Origin of the sequence: Fibrella aestuarina BUZ 2, from assembly GCF_000331105.1 — a bacterium.
In the GTDB taxonomy this organism is placed as follows: domain Bacteria; phylum Bacteroidota; class Bacteroidia; order Cytophagales; family Spirosomataceae; genus Fibrella; species Fibrella aestuarina.
Genome location: NC_020054.1, coordinates 4,460,283 through 4,483,220 on the forward strand (window position 1 = coordinate 4,460,283; position 22,938 = coordinate 4,483,220).

The 22,938-nt window shown below is 57.4% G+C and carries 18 protein-coding genes; 12 read left to right on the forward strand and 6 right to left on the reverse strand.

All coding sequences use genetic code 11. The features are described from left to right. Positions 1-8: 8 nt before the first annotated feature. From FAES_RS18225 to FAES_RS18275, 11 genes are all read left to right on the forward strand, one after another. On the forward strand, positions 9-1,646 hold the full coding sequence (locus FAES_RS18225; RefSeq protein WP_015332706.1) for a RagB/SusD family nutrient uptake outer membrane protein: 1,638 nt from the start codon (positions 9-11) through the stop codon (positions 1,644-1,646). Positions 1,647-1,658: 12 nt separating this feature from the next. Then, positions 1,659-2,777 carry a SusE domain-containing protein gene (locus tag FAES_RS18230; protein WP_015332707.1) on the forward strand — a complete coding sequence of 373 codons (1,119 nt, stop codon included), beginning with the start codon at positions 1,659-1,661 and terminating at the stop codon, positions 2,775-2,777. 92 nt (positions 2,778-2,869) lie between these two features. After that, complete coding sequence (locus FAES_RS18235) at positions 2,870-4,084, forward strand: glycoside hydrolase family 76 protein (protein WP_015332708.1); 1,215 nt, start codon at positions 2,870-2,872, stop codon at positions 4,082-4,084. A gap of 35 nt (positions 4,085-4,119) precedes the next feature. Further along, on the forward strand, positions 4,120-6,480 hold the full coding sequence (locus FAES_RS18240) for a GH92 family glycosyl hydrolase (protein ID WP_015332709.1): 2,361 nt from the start codon (positions 4,120-4,122) through the stop codon (positions 6,478-6,480). A 45-nt stretch (positions 6,481-6,525) separates the two neighbouring features. Further along, the gene (locus FAES_RS18245) at positions 6,526-7,740 is read left to right on the forward strand and encodes a glycoside hydrolase family 76 protein (protein WP_015332710.1); all 1,215 of its coding nucleotides are present in this window, start codon (positions 6,526-6,528) and stop codon (positions 7,738-7,740) included. A gap of 6 nt (positions 7,741-7,746) precedes the next feature. After that, positions 7,747-8,697 carry an ROK family protein gene (locus tag FAES_RS18250; RefSeq protein ID WP_015332711.1) on the forward strand — a complete coding sequence of 317 codons (951 nt, stop codon included), beginning with the start codon at positions 7,747-7,749 and terminating at the stop codon, positions 8,695-8,697. Next, positions 8,694-10,481, forward strand: a complete 1,788-nt coding sequence (locus FAES_RS18255) for a class I mannose-6-phosphate isomerase (protein WP_015332712.1) — start codon at positions 8,694-8,696, stop codon at positions 10,479-10,481. Before FAES_RS18250 ends, FAES_RS18255 begins: the two co-directional genes overlap by 4 nt. Before the next feature lie 240 nt (positions 10,482-10,721). After that, positions 10,722-11,522, forward strand: a complete 801-nt coding sequence (locus tag FAES_RS18260) for a PepSY-like domain-containing protein (protein ID WP_148289395.1) — start codon at positions 10,722-10,724, stop codon at positions 11,520-11,522. A 143-nt stretch (positions 11,523-11,665) separates the two neighbouring features. Next, complete coding sequence (gene fdhD, locus FAES_RS18265) at positions 11,666-12,553, forward strand: formate dehydrogenase accessory sulfurtransferase FdhD (RefSeq protein ID WP_015332714.1); 888 nt, start codon at positions 11,666-11,668, stop codon at positions 12,551-12,553. 17 nt (positions 12,554-12,570) lie between these two features. Beyond that, entirely contained in the window at positions 12,571-15,099 is a 2,529-nt protein-coding gene (locus tag FAES_RS18270) for an FdhF/YdeP family oxidoreductase (RefSeq protein ID WP_015332715.1), read from the forward strand. Positions 15,100-15,170: 71 nt separating this feature from the next. Then, positions 15,171-15,806 carry a Pycsar system effector family protein gene (locus FAES_RS18275; RefSeq protein WP_148289396.1) on the forward strand — a complete coding sequence of 212 codons (636 nt, stop codon included), beginning with the start codon at positions 15,171-15,173 and terminating at the stop codon, positions 15,804-15,806. Positions 15,807-15,985: 179 nt separating this feature from the next. On the opposite strand, the gene FAES_RS18280 is transcribed toward FAES_RS18275, so the two are convergent. Genes FAES_RS18280 through FAES_RS18290 form a run of 3 tightly spaced genes read right to left on the reverse strand, consistent with a single transcriptional unit; the run spans position 15,986 to position 19,478 of the window. Then, positions 15,986-17,026, reverse strand: a complete 1,041-nt coding sequence (locus tag FAES_RS18280) for a hypothetical protein (protein ID WP_015332717.1) — start codon at positions 17,024-17,026, stop codon at positions 15,986-15,988. Between the two features lie 27 nt (positions 17,027-17,053). Continuing rightward, positions 17,054-18,151, reverse strand: a complete 1,098-nt coding sequence (locus FAES_RS18285) for a hypothetical protein (RefSeq protein WP_015332718.1) — start codon at positions 18,149-18,151, stop codon at positions 17,054-17,056. A 37-nt stretch (positions 18,152-18,188) separates the two neighbouring features. Then, positions 18,189-19,478 carry a hemolysin family protein gene (locus FAES_RS18290; protein ID WP_229364500.1) on the reverse strand — a complete coding sequence of 430 codons (1,290 nt, stop codon included), beginning with the start codon at positions 19,476-19,478 and terminating at the stop codon, positions 18,189-18,191. A 112-nt stretch (positions 19,479-19,590) separates the two neighbouring features. Here FAES_RS18290 and FAES_RS18295 point away from each other — a divergent pair, with 112 nt between their 5' ends. After that, positions 19,591-20,271: an NUDIX hydrolase gene (locus FAES_RS18295; protein ID WP_015332720.1), complete on the forward strand. Its 681-nt coding sequence runs from the start codon at positions 19,591-19,593 to the stop codon at positions 20,269-20,271. A 95-nt stretch (positions 20,272-20,366) separates the two neighbouring features. Here the strand turns inward: FAES_RS18295 and FAES_RS18300 are convergent, their stop codons facing one another. The 3 genes from FAES_RS18300 to FAES_RS18310 form a co-directional block, all read right to left on the reverse strand. Continuing rightward, positions 20,367-20,891 (reverse strand): shikimate kinase, encoded by a 525-nt coding sequence (locus tag FAES_RS18300; RefSeq protein ID WP_015332721.1) that lies wholly within the window; start codon positions 20,889-20,891, stop codon positions 20,367-20,369. Between the two features lie 100 nt (positions 20,892-20,991). After that, entirely contained in the window at positions 20,992-22,140 is a 1,149-nt protein-coding gene (locus FAES_RS18305; RefSeq protein ID WP_015332722.1) for a BT_3928 family protein, read from the reverse strand. A gap of 169 nt (positions 22,141-22,309) precedes the next feature. After that, positions 22,310-22,870, reverse strand: coding sequence for a DUF1599 domain-containing protein (locus tag FAES_RS18310; RefSeq protein ID WP_015332723.1), 561 nt, complete (start codon positions 22,868-22,870; stop codon positions 22,310-22,312). Between the last annotated feature and the right edge of the window lie 68 nt (positions 22,871-22,938).

The window sequence follows — 22,938 nt, forward strand, 5'->3', positions numbered from 1 at the left end:
TACGAACCATGACTTTTTTCAAAAAGATAAGTGCCCTGTGCGTGGTGTTGCTCACCGTCGTCGGGTGCGGCCCTTTAGACATAGCCCCCGTCAATCGCTTTACCGAACTCAACTTCTGGACCACGAGCGAGAACGTCGACAATGCCCTGAACAACATTTACAGTGGCATGTATACCAGCACGTTATACTTCTATAACGAAGCCCTGTCCGACAATGCCTACACCGCCCAGGGGTCGGCCGCGGGTAACCCGGAGGCCATCGCGAGTGGCAGCTTCACCTCGACGCTGCCAAAATTCCAGAACGACTGGGCGTTTTATTACCAGGGCATCAAGTCCTGCAACATCTTTCTGGCCAACATCGACCAGAACAAAACGCTGCCGGCGGAGGTCCTGTCGCGGATGAAGGGCGAGGTACGTTTCGTGCGGGCCTGGCACCATTTTAACCTGATGAAATGGTATGGGGACGTACCCCTGCTCGACCGTGACCTGACGCCCGACGAGGCTAAAGTGATTCCCCGTTCGCCTCGCGCCACCGTCCTGAAGTTCATCACCGACGAACTGACGGCGGCTGAGACCCTGCTCCCCACCAAAGACGCCTATTCGGCCGCCGATAACGGCCGGATCTCAAAAGGGGCGGCCATTGCGCTGCACGCCAGAGTCCTGCTCTACGAAGGCAACCGCATGGCCGAGGTCGTGACCCTGTGCGAAAAGCTGATCAACGATCAGGCGACCAACGGACAGTACGGGCTAGCGGCCAACTACAGCGATCTGTTCAGTAACGCAACGGTCAATAAAACCAGCAACGAGTCGATTCTGGCGCTGCAATACGTACCTGGCTTACGTACCTGGTCGGAGTTCTTTGATTTTGCGCCCCGGTCGGCCGGTGCCCGAACCAATAGCCTGGCCCCTACCCAGGAGCTGGTCAATGACTATGTGACGCTCAACGGCAAAGCGATCACCGAAGCGGGCTCGGGTTATTCGGAAAGCACGCCCTACGCCAACCGGGACCCCCGGCTGACCGCCACTGTCGTGTATGACCAGTATGTCTGGCGCAACGCGGATGGCAGCACCCAGATCATCTACATCAAACCGGGCTCAGACCCCGTCCGGCCCGCCCTCAACGAGTACACGCTGAACGGGCAGGGCTCGCCCACGGGCTACTACTGGCGCAAATACTATGACCCCAACAGCCTGGCCAATTTTACGTCGGGCCTGAATCTGCACCTGATCCGGTACGCCGATGTGCTGCTGATGTACGCCGAAGCCAAACAGAGCCTGGGGCAGCTGACCGCCGACGTGTGGAACAAAACGATCCGGCCACTGCGGCAACGGGCAGGCTTCACCAACACGGAAGCCCTGAACTTCCCGGCCAGCGGCGATTTGACGCAGACCATCCGCCGGGAGCGGCGGGCGGAGTTAGCGCTGGAAGGGCTACGGATTGACGATATCCGTCGGTGGAAGATCGCGGAGACGGTGCTCAATGGCTACGCCCACGGTGCCAAATTCGGCGATCCGACCGTTGACAATGGCTACATCCGCGCGCAACGACGCCAGTTTGACCCCGCCAAAAACTACCTCTGGCCCTTACCAGCCTCCGAGTTGAACCTCAACAAGGCGTTGACACAAAACCCTGGCTATCAACTTTAAACAGCACTGTCAATGAAATATGTATTAAAAACCGGTGGTATGGCTGTACTGGCTATGCTGTCGATCCTGTCCTGCAAACAGACGGTTCGGGAACTGAACCCGGCGGTCACCCCGGTCAGCACCCTGACGGCCCCTGCCAACAACGCCAGTGTCAAGCTGGAACCGTCGACGCCCGCCAGTGTGCAGTTCAAATGGGAACCCACCCAGGCAATCGAAGGGGTGCTCTACGAGGTGGCCTTCGACAAAACCGACGGCGATTTCAGCAAGCCCTTCTACAAGACCGTTTCCGACGGGCTGGGGGTGCAGCCGCAGCTAACGCTCAGCCACAACGATCTGAAGAAAATTGCGGCGCTGGGCGGTATCGGCGCTTCGTCGACGGGCAGCGTCAAATGGACGGTCTTAGCGTCAGTTGCGTTCAATCGGCAGGCAGGTACGTCCACCCGCGTCCTGACCATGACCCGACCAGCCGGATTTACCGAGCTTCCAGACAGCTTGTACCTGACCGGTACGGCCACTGAAGGAGGCGACGACGTGACCAAGGGGATCAGGCTGAAAAAAGTGGAAGACGGCATCTTTGAGGTGTATACCTCGCTGAAGGGAGGCACCTATCGGCTGACGGACAGGCTGACGGGCACCGGCAAGAGCTACTATATCGCGAACGACACCATCCGGGAAGGCACCTCGCGCACCACCCTGACTGGTCCGGCGAAAACGTACCGCTTACGGTATGATTTCAACGTAGCCTCCACGCAGGCAACCGAAATACAGTCGATCGGGCTGTTCATGTCGGCTTACAACAAAGAGATAGGTACGTTGACGTATGCGGGTAATGGCACCTGGACAGCCGCCAGCATTCCCGTCGAGTTCTATCCGTTCTCCTGGGGTCGAGATGAACGCTATAAGTTTGCGGTGCACACCGCGACCGGCACGGAGTATATGGGCAGTTCGAACGTGAACAACAACAGCCCGGCCGGGGCCCCTGCCTCTTATTTCTACCTTCAGCCGGTGTCGAATAGCCAATGGGACAACACCTACAAGTTCGACCCATCTGCCGATCTGAAGAAGGTGAAGGTAGACCTTTTCCTGCGGGCCACTGCCCCCTACAGCCATCAGGTAACCGTGCTGAAGTAAGCCCCGGCTTGCTGCCAGTACGCTGGTGATCCGCTTCCAACACCCTGTGCCAGTTGCCTCACCGCAGCTGGCACAGGTTAAAGACTCCCGTTATGAACCGCTTTCTTTTCACCGGGCTATCACTCGCCGTAGTCGTCACCCTCCTGTCGGCCTGCGAGGACAAGCAGCAGCCCGACCCCATTGCTGGTCCCGATACAACCAAGCCCAACGTACCCAGCCCGACCGTGTCGCGGTACCTGACGGCGGCCCGGAAAACCCATGATTACGTGCTGGCTAACTTGCTGACGCCCTACAAGAGCTACCGGGTCAACGCCACCACCGACCCCAATTCGGCTTTTGAGTGGTACAACGTGAGTCAGATATACGCCGATGCCGCCATGGTGAAGCGGGGCGACACGACGTACGCGACCTACATGAACGATAGCTTCAACTGGATGAGTCACTTCTGGGACGACGCCAGCCCCAACGGCGGCTACTTTGCCTTCGTGCGCATCGACGGCACCGGGAAAGGCTCCGATCCGCTGAAATACATCGATGACAATTCCCTGTCTGGCGTAATCTACCTCGACGCCTACGCTGTCAGCACCGGGGCGATGAAAACAGCGTACCTGGACAAAGCGAAGGCCTGCGCCAACTGGCTGATCAAAAGCGGCACTTGGGATACCACCTTCGACGGGGGTTTCTGGTGGAACACCGCCAAAACGGTGAAGCCAACCCAGTCCAACGGGCTGGCGATGCAGTTATTCACGCGGTTGTACATGATCACCGGCGAGTCGATTTACCGCGACTGGGCGACAAACGTTAACAACTGGTTGTCAACTAAATTATACGAAAGCAGCACCGGCCTGTTCGTCTGGCAGATTGATCAGTCGGGCAAGCGGTTCACCGAAAAATTCACCTACGACAACGCGATCATGGTCGAAGCGTTTCTGCTATACGGGGAAGCCATGAACGACCCGTCGTATCAGGTGAAGGCGCAGGCGCTGGGCAACGCCATGAACCGGACGCTGTGGGATAAAACGCATAACGTATACATTTTCAACACGAGCGACCGCCGAATCAGCCCCGCCTGGTGCGGGTGGGGGTCGCAGGCTATGATCAGGCTGTACGAATCGGATAAAAACGCGTCGTGGCTGGGCTACGCGCAGGGCAACATCGACGCCATTAACACGGTCCTGAGAGAGCCCAATTCAGGCGGTTATTACCAATTTGCCGGTCTGGACGGTGCCGGTCGATACACAAACATCGAAGGCGTCGACGTGGCCTGGATGCAGCGCCTGCAAGCCTTGCTCTCGACGTATCGATAACCCGTTAGAACAGCCTCCATTCAATTTATTCTGGAATGAAACTACGCAAAAGCATCCCTTTCCTCCCGTCGCTGCTCCTCATTGCCCTGCTGACGCCCTGCGCGGTAAACGGGCAAAACGTGCTCCGGTACGTCGATCCGAACATCGGCACGGCCCACAGCCGCTGGTTCTTCTACACGCCCGCCGCCGTACCCCACGGCATGGCCAAACTGGCGCCTTCGACCAATGGTCATTACGGCAACAATCAGGGCTGGGAAGCCGTGGGCTATGATACCCGGCACAATTCCATCGAAGGCTTTGTGCACTTTCACGAATGGCAGGTTGGGGGCGTAAGCTTCATGCCGACCACGGGTGAGCTGAAGGTTAAACCCGGTCTGCTTGACAACCCCACCAGCGGTTACCGGTCCAGATTCGATCGCAAAAACCAGGTGGCCGAACCAGGCTACTACAAAGTCCTGCTCGACGATTACCAGATCACCGCTGAGCTCACCGCGACCAGCCATGTCGGCTTCCACCGGTATACGTTCCCCAAAAACGACCAGTCGAGGGTGCTGTTAGACATTGGCAACGTGCAGGGTGAAAGTGGCGAAGTGCGGACCGCAGCCATCCGGATGACCGACGATACGCACTTCGAAGGTTCTGTTACCACGTACCCAAAATACGTAAGGACCTACGATGCGAACGGGCAGGTGTCGATGTACATCTGGGGGGAAGTGAGCAAAAAACCACGGTCGGTCGGGGCGTTTTCAGACAGCGGTATTCGCCCCAACAGCCGCGAAGCAACCGGAAAGGGAGCCGGGCTTTTTCTGGACTACGCCACTAATGCTAACGAAGCCATTGAGTTGAAAGTGGGGCTCTCGTACACCTCGATCGCCAATGCAAAAGCAAATTTTGAGGCCGAAGCGTCGGGATTGACGTTTGAAAAAGCCAGAAAACAGGCCCAGCAAACGTGGCAAACCGAACTAGGAAAGTTAACTGTGGAGGGCAACGAAGCCAGTAAGGTCAAATTCTACACGGGACTGTTCCATGCGCTGTTGGGTCGTGGCATCGCCAACGACGTGAACGGCTCTTACCCCCGGCACGATGGGGGCATTGGTCAGTTACCCCGCGACAAAAACGGAAAATTCAGCTATAATTTTTACAACACGGATGCCATCTGGGGCGCCTATTGGAACCTGACGCAGTTGTGGGCGCTGTCGTATCCGGAGCGATATACCGATTTTGTGCAGACCCAACTGGCGGTTTACAAAGAGCGCGGTTGGTTTGGCGATGGCATTGCCAACAGCAACTTCGTCTCGGGCGTCGGCACCAATTTTGTCGGGCTGGCCATTGCCGGGGCGTATCAGGCAGGCATACGGGATTACGATACCAATCTGGCGTATCAGGCCATCCGGGCCAACGAACGCAACGGACGCAACCGCCCCGTGGGTTCGGGCAAACTGGACGTAGAGGCCTTTGTGAAACGTGGGTACGTTCCCTACCTCGACGAAGATAAAACCGATTCGACGGGTTCGCACTTTGCCGCCTCCCACACGCTGGAGTACAGTTTCAGCGCGTTCGCCGCCGCCCAACTGGCCAAAGCGATGGGCAAACAGCCCGACTATCAGCAATTCCTGAAGGCCTCCAACGGTTGGAAGTTGCTGTATGAACCAGGTCAAAAACTGGTCCGGCCCAAAAAGGCGGATGGCACGTTCATCAGTAAGTTCGATCCGTACGAACCCTGGCGCGGTTTTCAGGAAGGCAATGCCGTGCAATACACCTTTTTCGTGCCACAGAATCCCAAGGCGCTGATCGAAGCCATCGGCGAAACCACGTTCAATAACCGCCTCGACAGCATCTTCACGGCAGCGCAGAAAAATGGCTTCGGCGGCGGCAAAGAGATCGATGCCTTTGCTGGCATCAAGTCGATTTATAACCACGGCAATCAGCCTAACCTGCACATCAGCTGGCTCTTCAACTTCTCGAAAAAGCCGTGGCTTACCCAAAAATGGACGCGTGCCATCTGCGACGAGTTCTACGGCACCGAACCCATCCACGGCTACGGTTACGGGCAGGATGAAGACCAGGGACAGTTGGGATCTTGGTACGTGATGGCCGCCCTTGGCCTGTTCGACGTGAAAGGATTTACCGATCTACGACCAATTGTCGAGTTGGGAAGTCCCGTCTTCGACAAGGCCACCATTCGATTAGGCGATGGCAAACAGCTTCGGATTGAAGCCAAAAACAACTCGGCCCAGAACGTGTACGTGCAGTCGGCGACCTTCAACGGAAAACCCCTGACGAACTGCTGGCTCTACCGCGATGAACTGATGAAGGGTGGCAAACTCACCTTCGTGATGGGGAGCCAGCCCAATACGAACTGGGGGATTCAAACGCCCCCGCCTTCGGCCCAATAAGGGTCGCGTTACAGGCGATTATGCTCAACAAACCAGGAATGACCTATGATTTTGAGTCAAATATGGGCCAGGTACGTTGCCGGGCTGTCGGTAATCAGCGGGCTTTTCGTGTGTCAGGCGGCGGTAGGGCAATCGCCTAAACCGTCGGCTGTTTACCTGAGCCGGGCGCGGGAAGCGTACGCTAACGTATGGAACCGGTACCGGGTACCTGCCTACACGCTGTTCTCTGAAAACTACCCGTCGAATCACGCCGATTCGCTGACCTACATGCAGGGTGGTGGCGTCAAGGAGAAGGCGGTGAGTTTTCTGTGGCCCTTTTCGGGCCTGTTCTCCGCGACCAACGTGTTGCTGAAAACGCCATCGGAACGTAAACAGCAATTATTTTATCTGGACAGTCTGGTAGCCGGTATGGAGAAATACCGCGACACCAGCCGTTCGCCCGTTGGCTATCAGGCCTATCCGGTTCAGTTCGAAAAAGCAGACCGGTATTACGATGACAACGGGCTGGTGGGTATCGACTACATGGAAGCGTACCTGAACACCCGGAACCCACTGTACCTAACGCGGGCAAAAGCCGTTTTTGCGTTCATTCTGAGTGGGTGGGACGACGAGCTGGGTGGTGGAGTCACCTGGCTGGAGGGGCATCGTGATCAGAAGCCGGCCTGTTCCAACGGCATGGCTACCCTTACGGCGCTAAAGCTGTATCAGGGCACAAAAGACCCATATTACCTTAAGTGGGGCCAGCAGTTTTACAACTGGATGCACGCCAACCTGCTTGATTCGACCGGCGTGTATGCTAATGACCGCAAAGCGACGGGGGCGGTGAACCGGGTTTTCTACACGTATAACTCCGGCTCCATGCTCGAAGCGGCGGTGCTGCTGTACCAGTTTACCGGCGATAAGCAGTACCTCAAACAGGCCGAACAGCTGGCCCGAGACACGTTTGTTCACTTCGACAAGCGGCCGCATCCGGCTCCAATGGCTATCCAGATCGACCTACCCTGGTTTGTTACCGTGCTCTTCAGAGGCTACGACGCGCTGTACCGGGTCAATGGCGATTACCAATACGTGGCCAAGATCAACGAAAGTCTGGATTACGCCTGGCAGCATTCCCGCGATCAATACGGCTTGGTCACCCATAGCTGGATGCCCGATCCCAAGGAACTGGCGAAACCCAAATGGTTGCTGGATCAGGCGTGCATCGCCGAACTGTATGCGCGGCTAAGTCTGCTCGAAAAAGAACGAGAAACAAAACGATAAGCCCACATGGAAGAAAAAGCGACCATCGCCATCGACCTGGGAGGAACCCGTATCAAACTGGGGCTGGTCAGAGCCGGTACCGTTCTGTTGACGAGCCAGATGGAGTCGCAGTCGGGTCAGGGTTTGCAGGCCCGGCTACCCCAGCTTGAAACCGCCATCAACGCCATGCTGGCCCAGGCCCGCCTGACGGCCGCTGATCTGAGCGGCATCGGCATCGCCATACCGGGCATTGTTGACCCCATTAACAAACGCGTGCTGACGATCAACGGCAAATACAGCGATGCGCCTAACCTCGACCTGCCCGCCTGGGCCCACGAAACCTGGGGTTTACCGCTGTACCTGGAAAATGATACCCGCGCGGCCCTGCTCGGCGAATGGCAACACGGCAGCGGCCGGGGCTACGACAACGTCGTGCTGATGACGCTCGGTACCGGCATCGGCACATCGGCGGTGATCGAGGGTCGACTGCTGCGCGGCAGGCATTTTCAGGCGGGCATCCTGGGTGGGCACGTCGTCATCAACACCCAGGGTAACCAATGCAACTGCGGCACCGTTGGCTGCGCCGAGGCTGAAGCGTCGACCTGGAGCCTGAACGAGCGGGCGACGGCGCATGCAACGTACCCACAGAGTTTACTTTGCGGGTACGATACCGTTGATTACGAAGCCGTTTTTCGTTGTGCTCAGCAGGGTGATGCACTGGCTACCACCCTGCGCAACGACAGCATTGCCGTGTGGGCCGCCTGCGCCTACAACCTGGTGCAGGCGTACGACCCGGAAGTGCTCATCCTGGGCGGAGGCGTGATGGCCAGCCGCGACGCCATTATCCCCCCGATTCAGGAGCGACTGAATCAAAACGCCTGGGCAACCTGGGGCCATGTGGCCGTTGTGCCGGGCACCTTATCCGACTCCGCAGCCCTGCTGGGTGTCGCCACGTTAGCATACAACCTCCATATATGAACGTTTTAACACCATCAATCTTCGACAAATTTCCCAGCATTCCGGTAGAAGGGGAAACCTGCACGACGGGTTGGGAGCCGATCGTTTCCCTCCTTCGGGGCCGCATCCGGTCGATGAATCAAGCCAAAACCGTCGTGGCCGTCGATACGTACCTGGGCGTGTATACCGACGAGGTCGTCACGGGCCTACGCGCCCTGTCGGACCAGCTAACCGTCGTCGACACAAGTCAGGCCCTGCGCAGTCCAGCCGAAATCAATGACCTGATCAATGATTTCGTCACGGATGATCCGGTGTTTGGGTACGTATGTCCGTATGAGTTGCCGACCTTTTTCGACGAAGCTAAACTGACGGCGTGCCAACAAACGATTCAGGCAGTTACGGAAGGCGTGGTGCTGCTTATTGGCGCGGGGGCTGCGTTGTTTGTCGACCAGCCCGATCTGCTGCTGTACGCAGATATGCCCCGGTGGGAGATCCAGCTTCGGTTCCGGAAAAATCGGGCAGGTAATCTAGGGGCTTATAACGCCGACGCCCTGTTTGCCTACCAGTACAAACGGGCTTTCTACGTGGACTGGAAAGTGCTGGATCGCCACAAAAAGCAGTACATGGAGCGCTGGGATTATATGGTGGACACGACCCTGGAAGGAACACCCAAACTGATCAGCGGCACGGCCCTGCGCAAAGCCATGGCACTCACCGTTCAGCGACCTTTCCGGGTGGTTCCTTTCTTTGATCCGGGCCCGTGGGGTGGTCAGTGGCTGAAAGAAGTCTGCGACCTGGACCGGTCGGCGGTAAACTACGCCTGGGGGTTCGATTGCGTGCCCGAAGAGAATAGCCTGCTCTACCAATTTGATGGCGAAACGGTTGAAATTCCGTCGATCGACGTGGTCTTCAGCCACCCTGTCGAACTGCTGGGCGAAGCCGTGTTTAATGCGTTTGGCGCCGAATTTCCGATCCGATTTGACTTTCTGGACACCATTGAGGGGGGCAACCTTAGTTTACAGGTGCACCCCCTGCACGAGTACATGCGGGAGAAGTTCGGTATGGGCTATACCCAGAATGAGAGCTATTATTTCCTGGAAGCCAAAGAAGACGCCTGCGTGTATCTGGGCCTGAAAGAAGGCATCAGTCCAAACGCGATGATCGGTGATCTGGAAAAGGCGCAGCACGGCGGCATTGATTTCGACGCCGAAAAGTACGTTGAGAAATGGCCGATCAAGAAGCACGACCATGCCTTGATTCCCGCCGGGACGGTTCACTGTTCGGGGGCCAATAGCGTTGTGCTCGAAATCAGCGCGACACCCTTCAACTTCACCTTCAAACTCTGGGATTGGGGCCGAACGGGACTAGACGGACAGCCCCGACCGATCTCTCTTGAACACGGCAAAAACAACATCCAGTGGGATCGGACGACCGGCTGGACAAAGGCTAACCTGCTCAATCAGATTGAAGAGATTGGCCACGGTGATGGCTGGCGGGAAGAGCGGACGGGACTGGATGCCGATTCGTTCATCGAAACCCGACGGCACTGGTTTTCATCGTCGGTCACGCACCACACGCAGGGCGTGGTGAATGTCATTAACCTGATTGAAGGCGATGAAGCCGTCGTTGAAAGCCCGACGGGGGCGTTTGCGCCCTTTGTGGTTCACTATGCCGAGACGTTCATCGTACCGGCCGCGGTGGGTGCCTACACGATCCGGCCGTTTGGCGGAAGCGAGGGCCAGACGATAGGTACGTTGAAAGCTTATATACGAACGGAAAAGCTGAACGACCAGACGCTCAAGTAAGGCGTAGACAGAGCGCGATCTGTAGCTATTGACCACTGAAACACCATCCACGCGGCAGCGGAGGAGGCAATTACGGGTCTGTAGCTACGGATCGTTTTTTGTTTCTCGTTCGGGCAGCCTACCCTAAGTAGTACTGCCCATGACCGTGTGGCGACGATGGGCCGCCACAAATCTTTTTGGGGGCTTGCAACGGCCCGTTGGGGAGCGACGTAATCTAAGGCAAAACGTATGATGAAAACCATGAAAACGATTAGCCTTGCCAGTTTGATTGCCCTCGTTGGCCTGTTTGTGTGGGGATGTAACCCCTCGCAGAACGTCACGCCCGATGATTCGCTATCGGCCGCCCGCGCGGGTGCCGACACCACCGGCTTCTTCTGTAAAAGCAAGCTGACCAAGATTGCCACGACCGACTTACCCGCCGCCGTAACGAGCTACATTGCGGCTACCTACGCCGGGGCCACTGTCGACTACGCGGCGAAAGACGATACCGGAAACTTCCTGGTGGGTATTACGCAAAATGGCACGCGCAAGAGTCTGCTCTTCAATGCCGATGGGTCGTTCAACAAAGAGTTTACGCACCGGGGCGGCGGTCCGGGTGGTCCCAAAGGGCCGGGTCATAGTCGTGACAGCATCACGCAGGTGGCCATCACCGATCTGCCCGCCGCTATTACCACCTACATCACGGCCAATTATGCCGGGGCCACGATCAACGTAGCCGCCAAAGATGCCAACCGTGGGTACGTGGTGATGATCACGCAGAACGACGTGAAGAAAGCGTTGCTGTTTAACCTGGATGGCTCGTTCAACCAGGAGGTTGTCCGCAAAATCAAGATGGATTACAGCATTGTCGCTGCCAGCACACTGCCCGCCAATGTGACGAGCTACATCACGACCAACTACGCCGGATCGAGCGTGAAGCTAGCCGCCAAGAGCACGTCGGGCGCGTACAAGGTATTTATCCAGACGAGCACCGGCAAGCTGATCGAACTGTCGTTTGCCGCCGACGGCACATTTGTACAGGCCCGCCCCGGTCGCCGCTAGTCCGCCATTAACCTAAAAGCCAGTCTCCCCACAAGGAGCCAGCGATCAGCCGATTGCGGGTTCCTTGTGGGGAGACTGGCTTTTAGGTTAGACATAATGGGTCGATTCGTAGTTATCTTGCTACTAGCCTTTCGCTCGATCCGATGAACCGCGTCGCCCCCGTAACCATACAGAAAATAAAGGCTTCCGCCGTAGGCGAGCCCCAACCCGATTTGCTGGCCGTGGAAGAGCCCATGGAAATCCGGCTGGGCTTTGGCGACGTGACCAACCGGCAGCAGCGTAGCCTCTCGGTCACGATGCGCACGCCGGGCCACGATTTCGAACTGGCACTGGGCTTTCTGCTGACCGAAGGCCTTATTCAAACACGGGAACAGGTGCACAGCCTGCGTCATTGCACCGATCTGGGTCGGCAGCAAGTCCTCGGCAACATCGTCCGGGTGGAGCTTCAACCCGACGTACCGGTCGAGCTGGGTACGTTGGCCCGAAATTTTTACACCACTTCCAGTTGCGGCGTTTGCGGCAAAGCATCCATCGACGCCGTGCGAAATACGGGCTGCCCCCTGCTGCCCGCGGTTCAGCCATTTGTAGCCGCCGACCTGATCCATCAATTGCCCGATCAGTTGCGGGCCGCGCAGGCTGTCTTCGACCACACGGGCGGGCTCCACGCGGCGGCGCTGTTCGACCGATCCGGTATGTTGCGCCTGCTGCGCGAAGACGTGGGGCGGCACAACGCGCTCGACAAAGTGATCGGCGCGTCCCTGCAACAGGGCCTGCTTCCCCTGCATGATTCGGTACTCTTGCTCAGCGGTCGCATTAGTTTCGAACTGGTGCAGAAAGCGCTCATGGCCGGTATCCCGCTGGTGGCGGCGGTGGGAGCCCCGTCGAGTCTGGCCGTGCAGATGGCCGACGAGGTGGGCATGACGCTGCTGGGCTTCGTGCGCAACGGGTCGTTCAACAGCTACACCCATCCCGGCCGACTTACCCTGCCCGAAACGGCGGCATCAACACTCAGTTACTCAACGTCGGCCTAGCGCCGCCCCCCTTTTCTATGAATGACGCATCCAACAGCCCTAATACTTCTGGCAACGTACCCGGCCAGACACCCGATCAGCAGCCCAACGAGGCGCCCCCCCAGGCGGGACAGCCTTCGCCCGACAATAACTACGATCCGCACGGCCGAACCGACGCGGACAAACGCGTTTTTTCAGCCCCCACTACCACCATGTCACAAGCCAACGAGGCCATTCTGGCCCAACCGCCCCTCACCTTCACCGGCCTGAAACTCGGCGAGCCCTATCAGGTAGCCGCTGGCCTGACGGCCGTGCTCAAATCGGCCCAGTATAGCTGGGGCTGGGACGGCGTTGGCCGGGGCACCAAAGCGCTGCTGAACCTAAATCAGAAAGACGGCTTCGACTGCTCGTCCTGCGCCTGGCCCGACCCCGACGGGCACCGGTCGGTAGCCGAATTTTGCGAAAACGGGGCTAAGGCTACGGCCTCCGATGCTGATACCCGCCGCGCCGACCCCGATTTTTTCGCCAAACACAGCCTCGTCGACCTGTCGAACATGACCGACCGCGACCTGAACAACTCGGGGCGGCTTACGCACCCGCTGGTGCGGCGACCCGGCGATACGCACTACCGCCAGATTGAGTGGACCGAAGCTTTTCAGCTGGTCGCCAGCGAGTTGAACGCACTCCCCTCGCCCGACGAAGCGGTGTTTTACACCTCGGGAAAAGTGCCCAACGAGCCCGCCTACCTGTTCCAGTTGTTTGTGCGGCAGTTTGGTACCAACAACCTGCCCGACTGTTCCAACATGTGCCACGAAAGCTCGGGTTCGGCCCTCAGCCCGACGCTGGGGCTGGGCAAAGGGTCGGTGACGCTCGACGACATTCACGAGGCTGAGGTGATCCTGATTATGGGCCAGAACCCCGGCACCAACCACCCCCGGATGCTGACGGCCCTGCAAATCGCCAAGAAGAAAGGGGCTAAGATCATCGCGCTGAATCCCCTGCACGAAACCGGCCTGAGCCACTTCAAGAACCCGCAGGATTTCATGAACCCGATCAAGGCCGTGGGTACGTTGCTGGGCCGGGGCACGCCCATCGCCGATCTGTATTTACAGGTACGTATCAACGGTGATCTGGCGGCACTGCGGGGCATTATGAAACACCTACTCGAGGCCGATGCGGCCGCGCCGGGGTCGGTGATCGACCATGCGTTCATTGAGGAATACACCGACCATTACGACGACTTCGTGACAACCATCCGGCAAACAAGTTGGGCGGACATCGAGGCGATCAGCGGGCTCACCAAAGCGCAGTTGAAAGAAGCCGCCGACCTCATCGGGCCGAAGAAAAAATACGTCACCTGCTGGGCAATGGGCATCACGCAGCACAAAAACGGGGTGATGTGCATTCAGGAAATCGTGAACCTGCACCTGATGAAAGGGGCAATCGGCATTCCCGGCGCGGGTACGTGTCCGGTGCGTGGCCATTCTAACGTGCAGGGCGACCGCACGATGGGTATCTGGGAACGGCCCGAAGCGGCCTTTCTCGACAGCCTGAAAAAAGAATTCAACTTTGAGCCGCCCCGCGAACACGGCCTCGACACCGTCGATTCGATCAAGGCGATGCACGAAGGCAAAACGAAGGTGTTCTTCAGCCTCGGCGGCAACCTGCTGGCGGCAGGACCCGACACGGAGTTTGTGGCCGAGGCGATGCGCAAACAGAGCCTGACGGTGTTTGTGAGCACAAAGCTGAACCGGGGCCACCTCACCACGGGGCGCACCTCGCTTATTCTGCCCTGCCTGACCCACGTCGACATCGACCGGCAAACATCAGGGCAGCAGTTTACGTCCTGCGAAAACTCGATGGGCGTTGTCAGCCAGAACAAAGGCGTGCTGGAACCGCTGGATGGCCAGATGCTCAGCGAAGTAGCCATCATTTCGGGCGTTGCCATCGCCACGCTGGGCAGCCGCAGCACCGCCGACTGGGTGGGGTTCACCGAGAATTACGACACCATCCGCGACAGCGTGGCCCGCGTGATTCCCGGTTTCGAGGAGTTTAACAGAAAGATTCGCCAACCAGGCGGGTTCTACCTGCCCAACGGCCCCCGCGAGCGTAAGTTCACGACCGAAACGGGTAAGGCCAATTTTTCGGTAACCCAGCTGGAGCCGCACCGGCTTGAGCCCGGCCAACTGGTGCTGATGAGCATCCGCAGTCACGATCAGTTCAACACCACCATCTACGATTATAACGACCGCTACCGTGGCGTGTATAATGAACGGCGGGTGATTTTTCTGAACCCGGACGACATGAAGACGCTGGGCATCGCCGAGCAGGAACTGGTCAACATCACGAGTCATTTTGAGGGGCAGCAGCGTCATCTGGCCAAGTTTGTGGCGATTCCCTACGCCATTCCGAAGGGCAATGCGGCGGCTTATTACCCCGAGGTAAACCCGCTGGTACCGGTGGGCAGCGTGGCCGACGTGAGCAACACGCCCACCTCGAAGTTTGTGGTGATCACCCTGACGCCAACCCGCGAAATGTACCCTTCAGCGAACTTCACATCCGCTTAACCGACATTGGTGTGCAACTCGCGGGGCTGGCTGTTATCTTTGACAAAATGCCCCGCGAGACCCCTCTACCGATGAATCCAGTTGAAACCTCATTGCCGATCAGCGACCTGACTCCCGCGCCGCTGCCCGACGAAATCGCCGGGAAAAAGGAGAAAAAGGACAAGGAGAAGAAAAAGAAGAAAAAAGCCAGTCGGGGTATCGAGACCATGTACCGCACGACGCTCGCCAACCACCTGCGGCTGAGCGAGATGGCCGACCAGAAAGCCAACCTGATGATTTCGATCAACACCATTCTGGTGTCGATCATCATGTCGTCGTTTTTCAAGCCGGTGGGTGGCATGGAGAACCTGGTCATTCCCGAAATCATGCTGCTCGTGGTGAGCCTCGTCACGGTGGTTATTTCACTGTTTGCGACCAAGCCAAACTATGCCCCGCCCGCAACCCGCAACGTGGGCGACCGCCCGCTCGACCTGCTTTTCTTCGGCGATTATACGCAACTGACTGTCCAGGAATACCGCGAGGCCGTGCGTGACCTCACCAGCGACGAGAAGCGCCTGTACGAGAGCCTGAGTAATAACATTTATGCGCAGGGCAAGGTATTACACAAGAAATACCGGCTGCTCACGGTGGCCTACACCTTCTTCATGATTGGCTTCTCCATCGTGGTCATCAGCAGCGTCATTGTGCTGCTAATGGGGAATAGATAGTTCGTTGTCATTTGGCTTCGCCGTCATTCGTTGTCATTGATGGTCATTCGTTGTGAAAAACAATAAATGACTACCAATGGCCATGAATGACAACGAATGACCATCAATGACAACGAATGACAGCGCAGCGAATGACCATCAATGACGGCGAAGCCAAATGACAACGAATCCCATTTCTCCTACTTCAACCCTTTGATCTGCACACTGGCGCTTTCGTTGGGCGCAAATACCCGCTGCACGTATTTGGGATTGGTGATGGTTTCGTAAAACTCATCGAGGTAGCGAAGCGTGTCGCGGATATAGGCCGGATCCAGATTCGGGTTGTTTTGGAAAAGCGCGTAGAACTGCGGCTTCAGGGCAACAAACCGGTCGAGCACTCGATTCAGGGCGGGCAGGGTGAACGCAGGCCCCCGATACACCCGGTCGCGCACCGATTCGATGTTCAGCTGTTCGGCGGGGCGGGCGTAGCGGGCATTTACGATGCCCGCGTGGTCGAAATCATAAGGAGCTACCAGCGGCCGGGGCTTCGTGGAATCGATCAGCGTGCGAATGTTGTGCTGAAACGGCACCGACCAGTCGGTATTGCCAATCATATACTCAAACACCGACACCGTCGCCATCGCCATCGTATCGGCAAACTGGGCTTTTGTTTTAATCTTCGTGGTTCGGGCGTGGTTGCGTTTGGCCAGGTCGTCGGCGTCTTCCAGCAGAATACCCCAGTGGGTTTCCGGCGCTCGTTTCTGCGCCGAATCGACGTAGGTAACCTGCGCCAGCCGCGCGCGGAAACTCAGGTTGGTCAGCAGGTTATACATCCGGTAAACGAGGTATTCCCGCACCACGTATTCGTCGAGCTGGCAGTGCGTGACGAGCTTGAGCTTGTTCTGCCCCGCGAAAAGCGTGTTTTTCGTCGCCTTCTTGGGTACGTTCAGGTACAGGGGCGGAAACTTGCAATTGGCCCCGTCGCGTCGGAAATTACCCCGCACCGAGATCGTCACGGGCATGGTCTGCACCTCGGTGGGACTGTTGTAGGTGAGCCGGGCGGGGTGTTTAGTAGCCAGCGAGTCGGCCTTGGGCTTCACCCGATCCCGGTTGATGGCCACCATGCGGGCCGTGAGCGTCAGTGACAGCGGCGCATCGTCGGTGAAAAGCGGCTTCACTTTCTGCGCCAGCAACTCGGCCGGCAGCAACACAACAAACAGAAGGGCGAGCAGGCGGGTCATAAACGGCGGGGTAAGGCAAACACGACTTTAGTTGAAACTCGCAAACAGCTTTCCACCCACATCGCCGTTGAAAAAATAGGCCTTCACCTGCGCCGGGTTGTTGATCAGGGCGTAGAACTTGTCCAGATGCCGGGTCGCCTGCTTCACATACGAGCGCGTCAGGCGCTTGTCCGACTCATACAGGCCGTAGATCGCGGGTTTCAGTTCGTTGTAGCGGGCAAACACGCGCTTCATCAGCCAGCCCGGATACAACGCCCCCCGGTAGGTACGTCCCTCGTCGTCGGGTAGCGACGCGTAAGGCGCATCCACGATCACCGAGTGGTCAAAGTCGTAAGGGATGATCTTGGGGGCCTCGTCGCCCCGCGCCGCCATTAGCCTGACGTTGTGCCGATAGGGTACCGACCAGTCGATGTTACCGATCATGAATTCGAAGACCGCCATCGTGGCCATATTCAACGAATCGATTTCGCTCGTCTGCACGGTCGTCTTCGTTTCACGCATGCCGTTGCGTTTGGCCACGTTGTCTTCGTCTTCGATCAGGAAGCCCCAGCGGATTTCGGTCGGGCGTTTTTGCAGGGAGTCGACGTAGGTCACGCGGGCCATCCGGGCGCGGTAGCTGTAGGGCGTCACGAGGTTATACACTTTGTAAACCAGGTACTCGCGGACTACGTATTCATCGCCCTGACAGTGCGTAACGAGCTTGAGCTTGTTCTGCCCCGCAAAGGGCGTGCTTTTCGCTTTTTTCTTCGGAAAGTCGATGTAGAGCGGCGGAAACGCGCAGTTGGTCTGGTTGCGCCGGAAATTGCCGCGTACCATCAGCGCAACCGGCAGAGGCTGCAACTCGCCACTGGCATCCTGCCAGGAGAGGGTCGCCGGGTGCCGGGTAGCCAGGCTATCCGCTTTGGGCATAGTTCGGTCATCCACAACCACTTTCATCTGCGCGGCGAGCGTAAACGACAGCGGCGCGTCGGCGGCAAACAGATCGGCTTTTTTCACCGAGTCGGCCGGCACCGGTTGGGTTTGGGCCATACCCGGCTGGGCCGCACTCGGCTGGGCCACACTCGGCGAAGCGCTAAGCAGACCTGCCAGGCCCAGCAGCAACCAAATGGCGTTGATTCGTTCCATAGGGCTTAAGTTACGACGTGCCGTGGAAAACAGCGATTTACTCTTCCTGAATGGGGCGGACCAGCATTTTGTCGATGCGGTTTTTGTCCATGTCGATAATTTCAAAGTCGAACGCCTGCCAGCGGAAGGTCTCGCCTTCTTTGGGAATATCTTTCAGGATGTGCAGCGCAAAACCGCCCAGCGTGTCGAAATCGGTCAGATCCCGCCGGGCCTGCGCCGACAACGTGATGTCGAAATACGACACAAAATCGTCGAAGGGCAGCGCGGCGTCGATCAGGTACGTGCCGTCGTCGCGCTGATGAATGTCGTAATTGAACTCACTCTCGTCGGAAATATCGCCCACGAGTGCGTCGAGAATGTCGTTGAGCGTAACGATGCCCAGCACACCGCCGTACTCGTCGACGATGATGCCAGCGTACTGCCGCCGTTCGCGAAAGCGCTCGAGCACCTGATAGGCCCGGTTATTTTCGGGGACAAACAGGGCGTCGCGTTTCAGGTCGATGAGCTTCGTCAGTTCGGTATCAAGGTCCTTCCCGAGCAAATCTTTCGAGTGAATGAGGCCCACTACTTCATCCACGCTGCCGTTGACCAGCGGATAAACGGCGTGCTTATATTCCAGAATCTGCGCCTTGTTTTCGGCTACGTCGGCTTCCAGATCCAGGTACACGATGCTCTGCCGGTTGGTCATCAGCGAGGTAATCTTGCGATCGCCCAGCTGAAATACGTTCTGCACAATCTCGTGTTCGATCTCTTCGATGGCGCCCGCGGTGCTGCCTTCCTGCACCAGGCTTTTGATTTCCTCTTCCGTAACGGCGCTTTCGTTGGGCTTGATACCCAGCAACTTAATCAGCAGATCGCTCGATACGCTGAGCAGGCTGATAAACGGCGACGTCACTTTGGAAAGCAGAATCATGGGGGCGGCCATGGTCTTGGCAATGCCTTCGGGGTTCGACAGGCCGATGCGTTTGGGCACCAGCTCGCCCAGTACCAGCGACACGTAGGTCAGCAGGAGCAACACCACCACTACGGCCACCGACCGCGAATAGGGTTGCAGAAAGCTGATCTGCGCGATGAGCTCCTGCACGTCGGTCGTGAGTTTATCGCCCGAAAAAATACCGAGTAAGATGCCGATCAGCGTAATGCCAATCTGCACGGTCGACAGGAATCGGTTGGGGGCATTGGCCAGATCGAGAGCGGTTTGCGCCCGACTATCGCCGTTTTTTGCTGCTGTTTCGAGTTTGGAACGGCGCGATGATACCAACGCAATCTCCGACATCGAAAAGATGCCGTTCAGAATCGTCAGTACCAGGATGATAAGTATCTCCACGTAATAGACAAATAGTCCTGTCGCAAAAATAGCAGAACTATCGGGGCAGAAAAGGGCCATTGAATGCTATTTTTGCGCGGTTTCTCCGGGCCCCGTGCCTTCCCCCAACTCCATGATTGTATTCATCGACGACCGCCCGCTGCGGTTAATTGGCCCCAAAGCCGTTGATAAACTGGCGTCGCTTACCGACTACGACCGCATTATCGACGCGCGCCTCGAGACGCTGAAGGCCGATGCACTGCACGGTCACCTGCTCATTCTGAACGCTACGCCCGCCTCGGCCGAGCGCCTTATCGGGCTGCTCGAAGAAGCCGATAGCCGTCCGTTGCTGTCGGTAACGATGCAATGCCTGGATAAGGACGCCGTCGAAACGCGGATCAAAAGTCTCTACAAGGTGGTCAAAGCCGGTGGTGGCGTGGTGATGTCGGGTGGACGGCTGCTGCTGATTTTCCGGCGGGGCGTCTGGGATTTACCCAAAGGCAAACTCGACGACGGCGAATCGTCGAAAGACGGGGCCGTGCGCGAAGTGGAAGAAGAAACCGGCGCGGTGGTATCGCTCGGCGATAAAATCTGCACGACGTATCACACCTACACACTCAACGGGAACCGTATCCTGAAACGGACGAAATGGTACCGGATGAACCTCGTCGACGCGACCAACCTGGCCCCGCAGGCCGAAGAAAATATCGAGAAAGTCGTGTTTATGGAGCCGAAGCAGGCGCAAATCGCCCTTGCCAGCTCCTTCAGTTCCATCCGCCACGTGGTCGAGCAGGCGCTGATCGCGGTGAAGTGACGTTAATTTGACGGCCAACGTTCAAGGTCCAATGTTCAAGGTGGTAGCCTCGTCGGCTTTTATTGAACATTGGACCTTGAACGTTGGCCGTCCTTTCAAAGCCAATCGCCCAGCCGGTCGAGGACGGCTTGCACGGTGGCGTCGCCGGTGATGGTGATGTCGGCCTGCCGGTAGATGTCGATACGGTCGTCGTATTTCTGGCGTAACGTACCCAGCAATTCATCGTCGTAGGGATTGTACAGTGGCCGGTCGGTGGCATCGGCGGGGTATTCCTGGGCGTGTACCTGCATCCGGGCCAGAATGGCTTCGGGCGAGACATCCAGAAAAATCGATACGCCCGTCGCTTTGATGTAGGCCATGTTGTCGTGAAAGCAGGGCATCCCGCCCCCCGTGGCAATTACCTGACTACCGCCCGGCCGGATCGACCGCAGCACCCGCGCCTCGGCCTCCCGGAAATACACTTCCCCCGACTGGCTGAAAATCTCAGGGATCGTCCGGCCTTCTTCCCGGATGATCATCCGGTCGGTATCCACAAAAAAATACATCAATTCGCGGGCCAGTCGCTTCCCCAGCGTACTCTTGCCCGACGACGGCATCCCGATCAGGTAAATATTCTTCATGTAAAGAGTGAAAGAGCGAACGAGTCAAAGAGCGGTCCGCCGCTGCTGTGAAAGAGCTGACGCGCGAATCGTATCTGGCGTCAGCTCTTTCACTCTTTGGTTATTTCACCAGTTCCAGCACGTCTTCCTTCGTGGGCGTTTGCGTGTGGGCCCATTTGCCTTTAACGACCCCATCTTTGAGCAACCACGTACCCGGATCGGCCCGCATAATGGTTTTCAGCACCGTGGCGTCGCCTTTGTACACCGGCAGGTCGAGCAAAAACTTCTGTTTGAAGGCGTTGATGGTCTCGTCGCCGGTTGAGGTCAGCAGAATCGGCGTCACCGTCGTACCCTTCAGTTCGTTTACCAGCGCCCGGATCGCCGGGATACTGCCCGCGTCGATCACGTTGGCATCTTTCACAATCACAAACAGCTTGTTGCCCTGAAAGCTCTGTTCGGTAAAGTCCCCTTCAGCATCGTTCCAGAGGCGATAATCCGTGATTTTGGGCTTCGCCGACTCGTTCAGGGTGATCATCTCCTTGAACTTGTAGGTCGTGTCGGTGGGGTACTTCTCGAAGCGCTCTTCCTTGCCATTCTTGGTCATGATGTAGGCAAATCGCAGCGGTTCCGATGGCTTCAGTTGCGCCGGAATGCTCTTCCCAACGGCGTAGGGCAGCATATCCCAGGGCGGGAGGTAGCGCACGGCATACACACCCAGCCCCACCGACAGCGCGAAGGCCGTAAACACCAGCCAGCCCGTCGGGCGGTTTTTCATGCGGTTGCGGTGGCCAATGATAAACAGGATCAGCACCATCAGCACCACGTCTTTGGTAAACGAGGTCCAGGGTTTGAGCTTCAGTGCCTCGCCGAAACAGCCGCAGTCGGTCACCTTGTTGAAATAGGCCGAATAAAAGGTCAGGAACGTGAAGAATCCAACCAGTAGCAGCAGCAGCCAGGTGGTGAGCTTGGGCCGGTACGACACCAGCAGCGCTACGCCCAGCACGACCTCGGCGGCGCACATCAGCACCGAGAAATAGAGCATGTAGGGAATGAGGCCGTGGAAGAGCGGCGCAAACGAGGGCAGATCCTGCGCGAACACCTCGAAGTATTCGGTCATTTTGATCTGCGTCCCCACGGGGTCGTTCATTTTGATCAGCCCCGACGCGATGAAAATGAGCCCGACCAGCACCCGGGCAATCCGGGCGATGAGCAGCATCGTGGGCGTACCGGATTTAACGGGCGGCTGTTGAGTGGAAGAAGGCGTGTTCATAAGTTTTAGAATGCACGATGAATAATGGACAATGAACGATGGATAATGTACGATGCACAATGAATAGTGCACAATGCGGTCTGAAAAGCGGCTAGCCACGGCGGTACAATGGCCCGGTGCAGACTAAATGTGCCTCCTACTTAGTTCATGGTACATCGTGCATTGTCCATTATTCCTGCATCTTGATCAGGCAGAAGACAGCGTAATTGATCATGTCCATATAATTGGCCTCAACGCCTTCCGACACCAGCGTATTGCCACCATGATCTTCGATTTGTTTGGTACGAAGCAGTTTCATCAGAATGATGTCGGTCATCGAGCTCACCCGCATGTCGCGCCAGGCTTCGCCGTAGTCGTGGTTTTTGGCAAACAGCAAATGCATCACCCGGTTCATCTGCTCGTCGTAGCGGCGTTCCAGGTCATCAATCGGCAGGTCGAGGCTGGCGGGTTTGTCATCGCCGGACGTCGTGGGGCTGGCGAGTTCGAGCTGAATCAACGCCATCACGCAGTAGTTGATGATGCCGACAAACTCAGGTTCGATGCCCTCTCCTACCTTGCTGACGCCTTTTTCCTGTAGGGTTCGGATGCGCTGTGCCTTGATGAAAATCTGATCGGTGATGCTCGGCAGCCGCAAAATGCGCCATGACGTGCCGTAATCGTGGTTCTTTTTCAGGAACAGGTCTTTGCAGCGTTGAACAACCTGCCGATATTGGGTTTCTGTAGTGGACATCTATCTCTAACGCAAAGGCGCGAAGGGCAACGCAAGGGACGCAGCGAAAAAAGACGTTGTGATCGTTG

What these genes read in the sequence shown, in the direction of transcription:
- FAES_RS18275 (WP_148289396.1), top strand. Translation starts at nt 15,171, where the DNA reads ATGAATCCAGTTGAAACCTCATTGCCGATCAGCGACCTGACTCCCGCG.
- FAES_RS18280 (WP_015332717.1), bottom strand. Translation starts at nt 17,026, where the DNA reads ATGACCCGCCTGCTCGCCCTTCTGTTTGTTGTGTTGCTGCCGGCCGAG.
- FAES_RS18245 (WP_015332710.1), top strand. Translation starts at nt 6,526, where the DNA reads ATGATTTTGAGTCAAATATGGGCCAGGTACGTTGCCGGGCTGTCGGTA.
- FAES_RS18270 (WP_015332715.1), top strand. Translation starts at nt 12,571, where the DNA reads ATGAATGACGCATCCAACAGCCCTAATACTTCTGGCAACGTACCCGGC.
- FAES_RS18285 (WP_015332718.1), bottom strand. Translation starts at nt 18,151, where the DNA reads ATGGAACGAATCAACGCCATTTGGTTGCTGCTGGGCCTGGCAGGTCTG.
- FAES_RS18250 (WP_015332711.1), top strand. Translation starts at nt 7,747, where the DNA reads ATGGAAGAAAAAGCGACCATCGCCATCGACCTGGGAGGAACCCGTATC.
- FAES_RS18240 (WP_015332709.1), top strand. Translation starts at nt 4,120, where the DNA reads ATGAAACTACGCAAAAGCATCCCTTTCCTCCCGTCGCTGCTCCTCATT.
- FAES_RS18305 (WP_015332722.1), bottom strand. Translation starts at nt 22,140, where the DNA reads ATGAACACGCCTTCTTCCACTCAACAGCCGCCCGTTAAATCCGGTACG.
- FAES_RS18310 (WP_015332723.1), bottom strand. Translation starts at nt 22,870, where the DNA reads ATGTCCACTACAGAAACCCAATATCGGCAGGTTGTTCAACGCTGCAAA.
- FAES_RS18255 (WP_015332712.1), top strand. Translation starts at nt 8,694, where the DNA reads ATGAACGTTTTAACACCATCAATCTTCGACAAATTTCCCAGCATTCCG.
- FAES_RS18300 (WP_015332721.1), bottom strand. Translation starts at nt 20,891, where the DNA reads ATGAAGAATATTTACCTGATCGGGATGCCGTCGTCGGGCAAGAGTACG.
- FAES_RS18295 (WP_015332720.1), top strand. Translation starts at nt 19,591, where the DNA reads ATGATTGTATTCATCGACGACCGCCCGCTGCGGTTAATTGGCCCCAAA.
- FAES_RS18230 (WP_015332707.1), top strand. Translation starts at nt 1,659, where the DNA reads ATGAAATATGTATTAAAAACCGGTGGTATGGCTGTACTGGCTATGCTG.
- fdhD (WP_015332714.1), top strand. Translation starts at nt 11,666, where the DNA reads ATGAACCGCGTCGCCCCCGTAACCATACAGAAAATAAAGGCTTCCGCC.
- FAES_RS18260 (WP_148289395.1), top strand. Translation starts at nt 10,722, where the DNA reads ATGAAAACGATTAGCCTTGCCAGTTTGATTGCCCTCGTTGGCCTGTTT.
- FAES_RS18235 (WP_015332708.1), top strand. Translation starts at nt 2,870, where the DNA reads ATGAACCGCTTTCTTTTCACCGGGCTATCACTCGCCGTAGTCGTCACC.
- FAES_RS18225 (WP_015332706.1), top strand. Translation starts at nt 9, where the DNA reads ATGACTTTTTTCAAAAAGATAAGTGCCCTGTGCGTGGTGTTGCTCACC.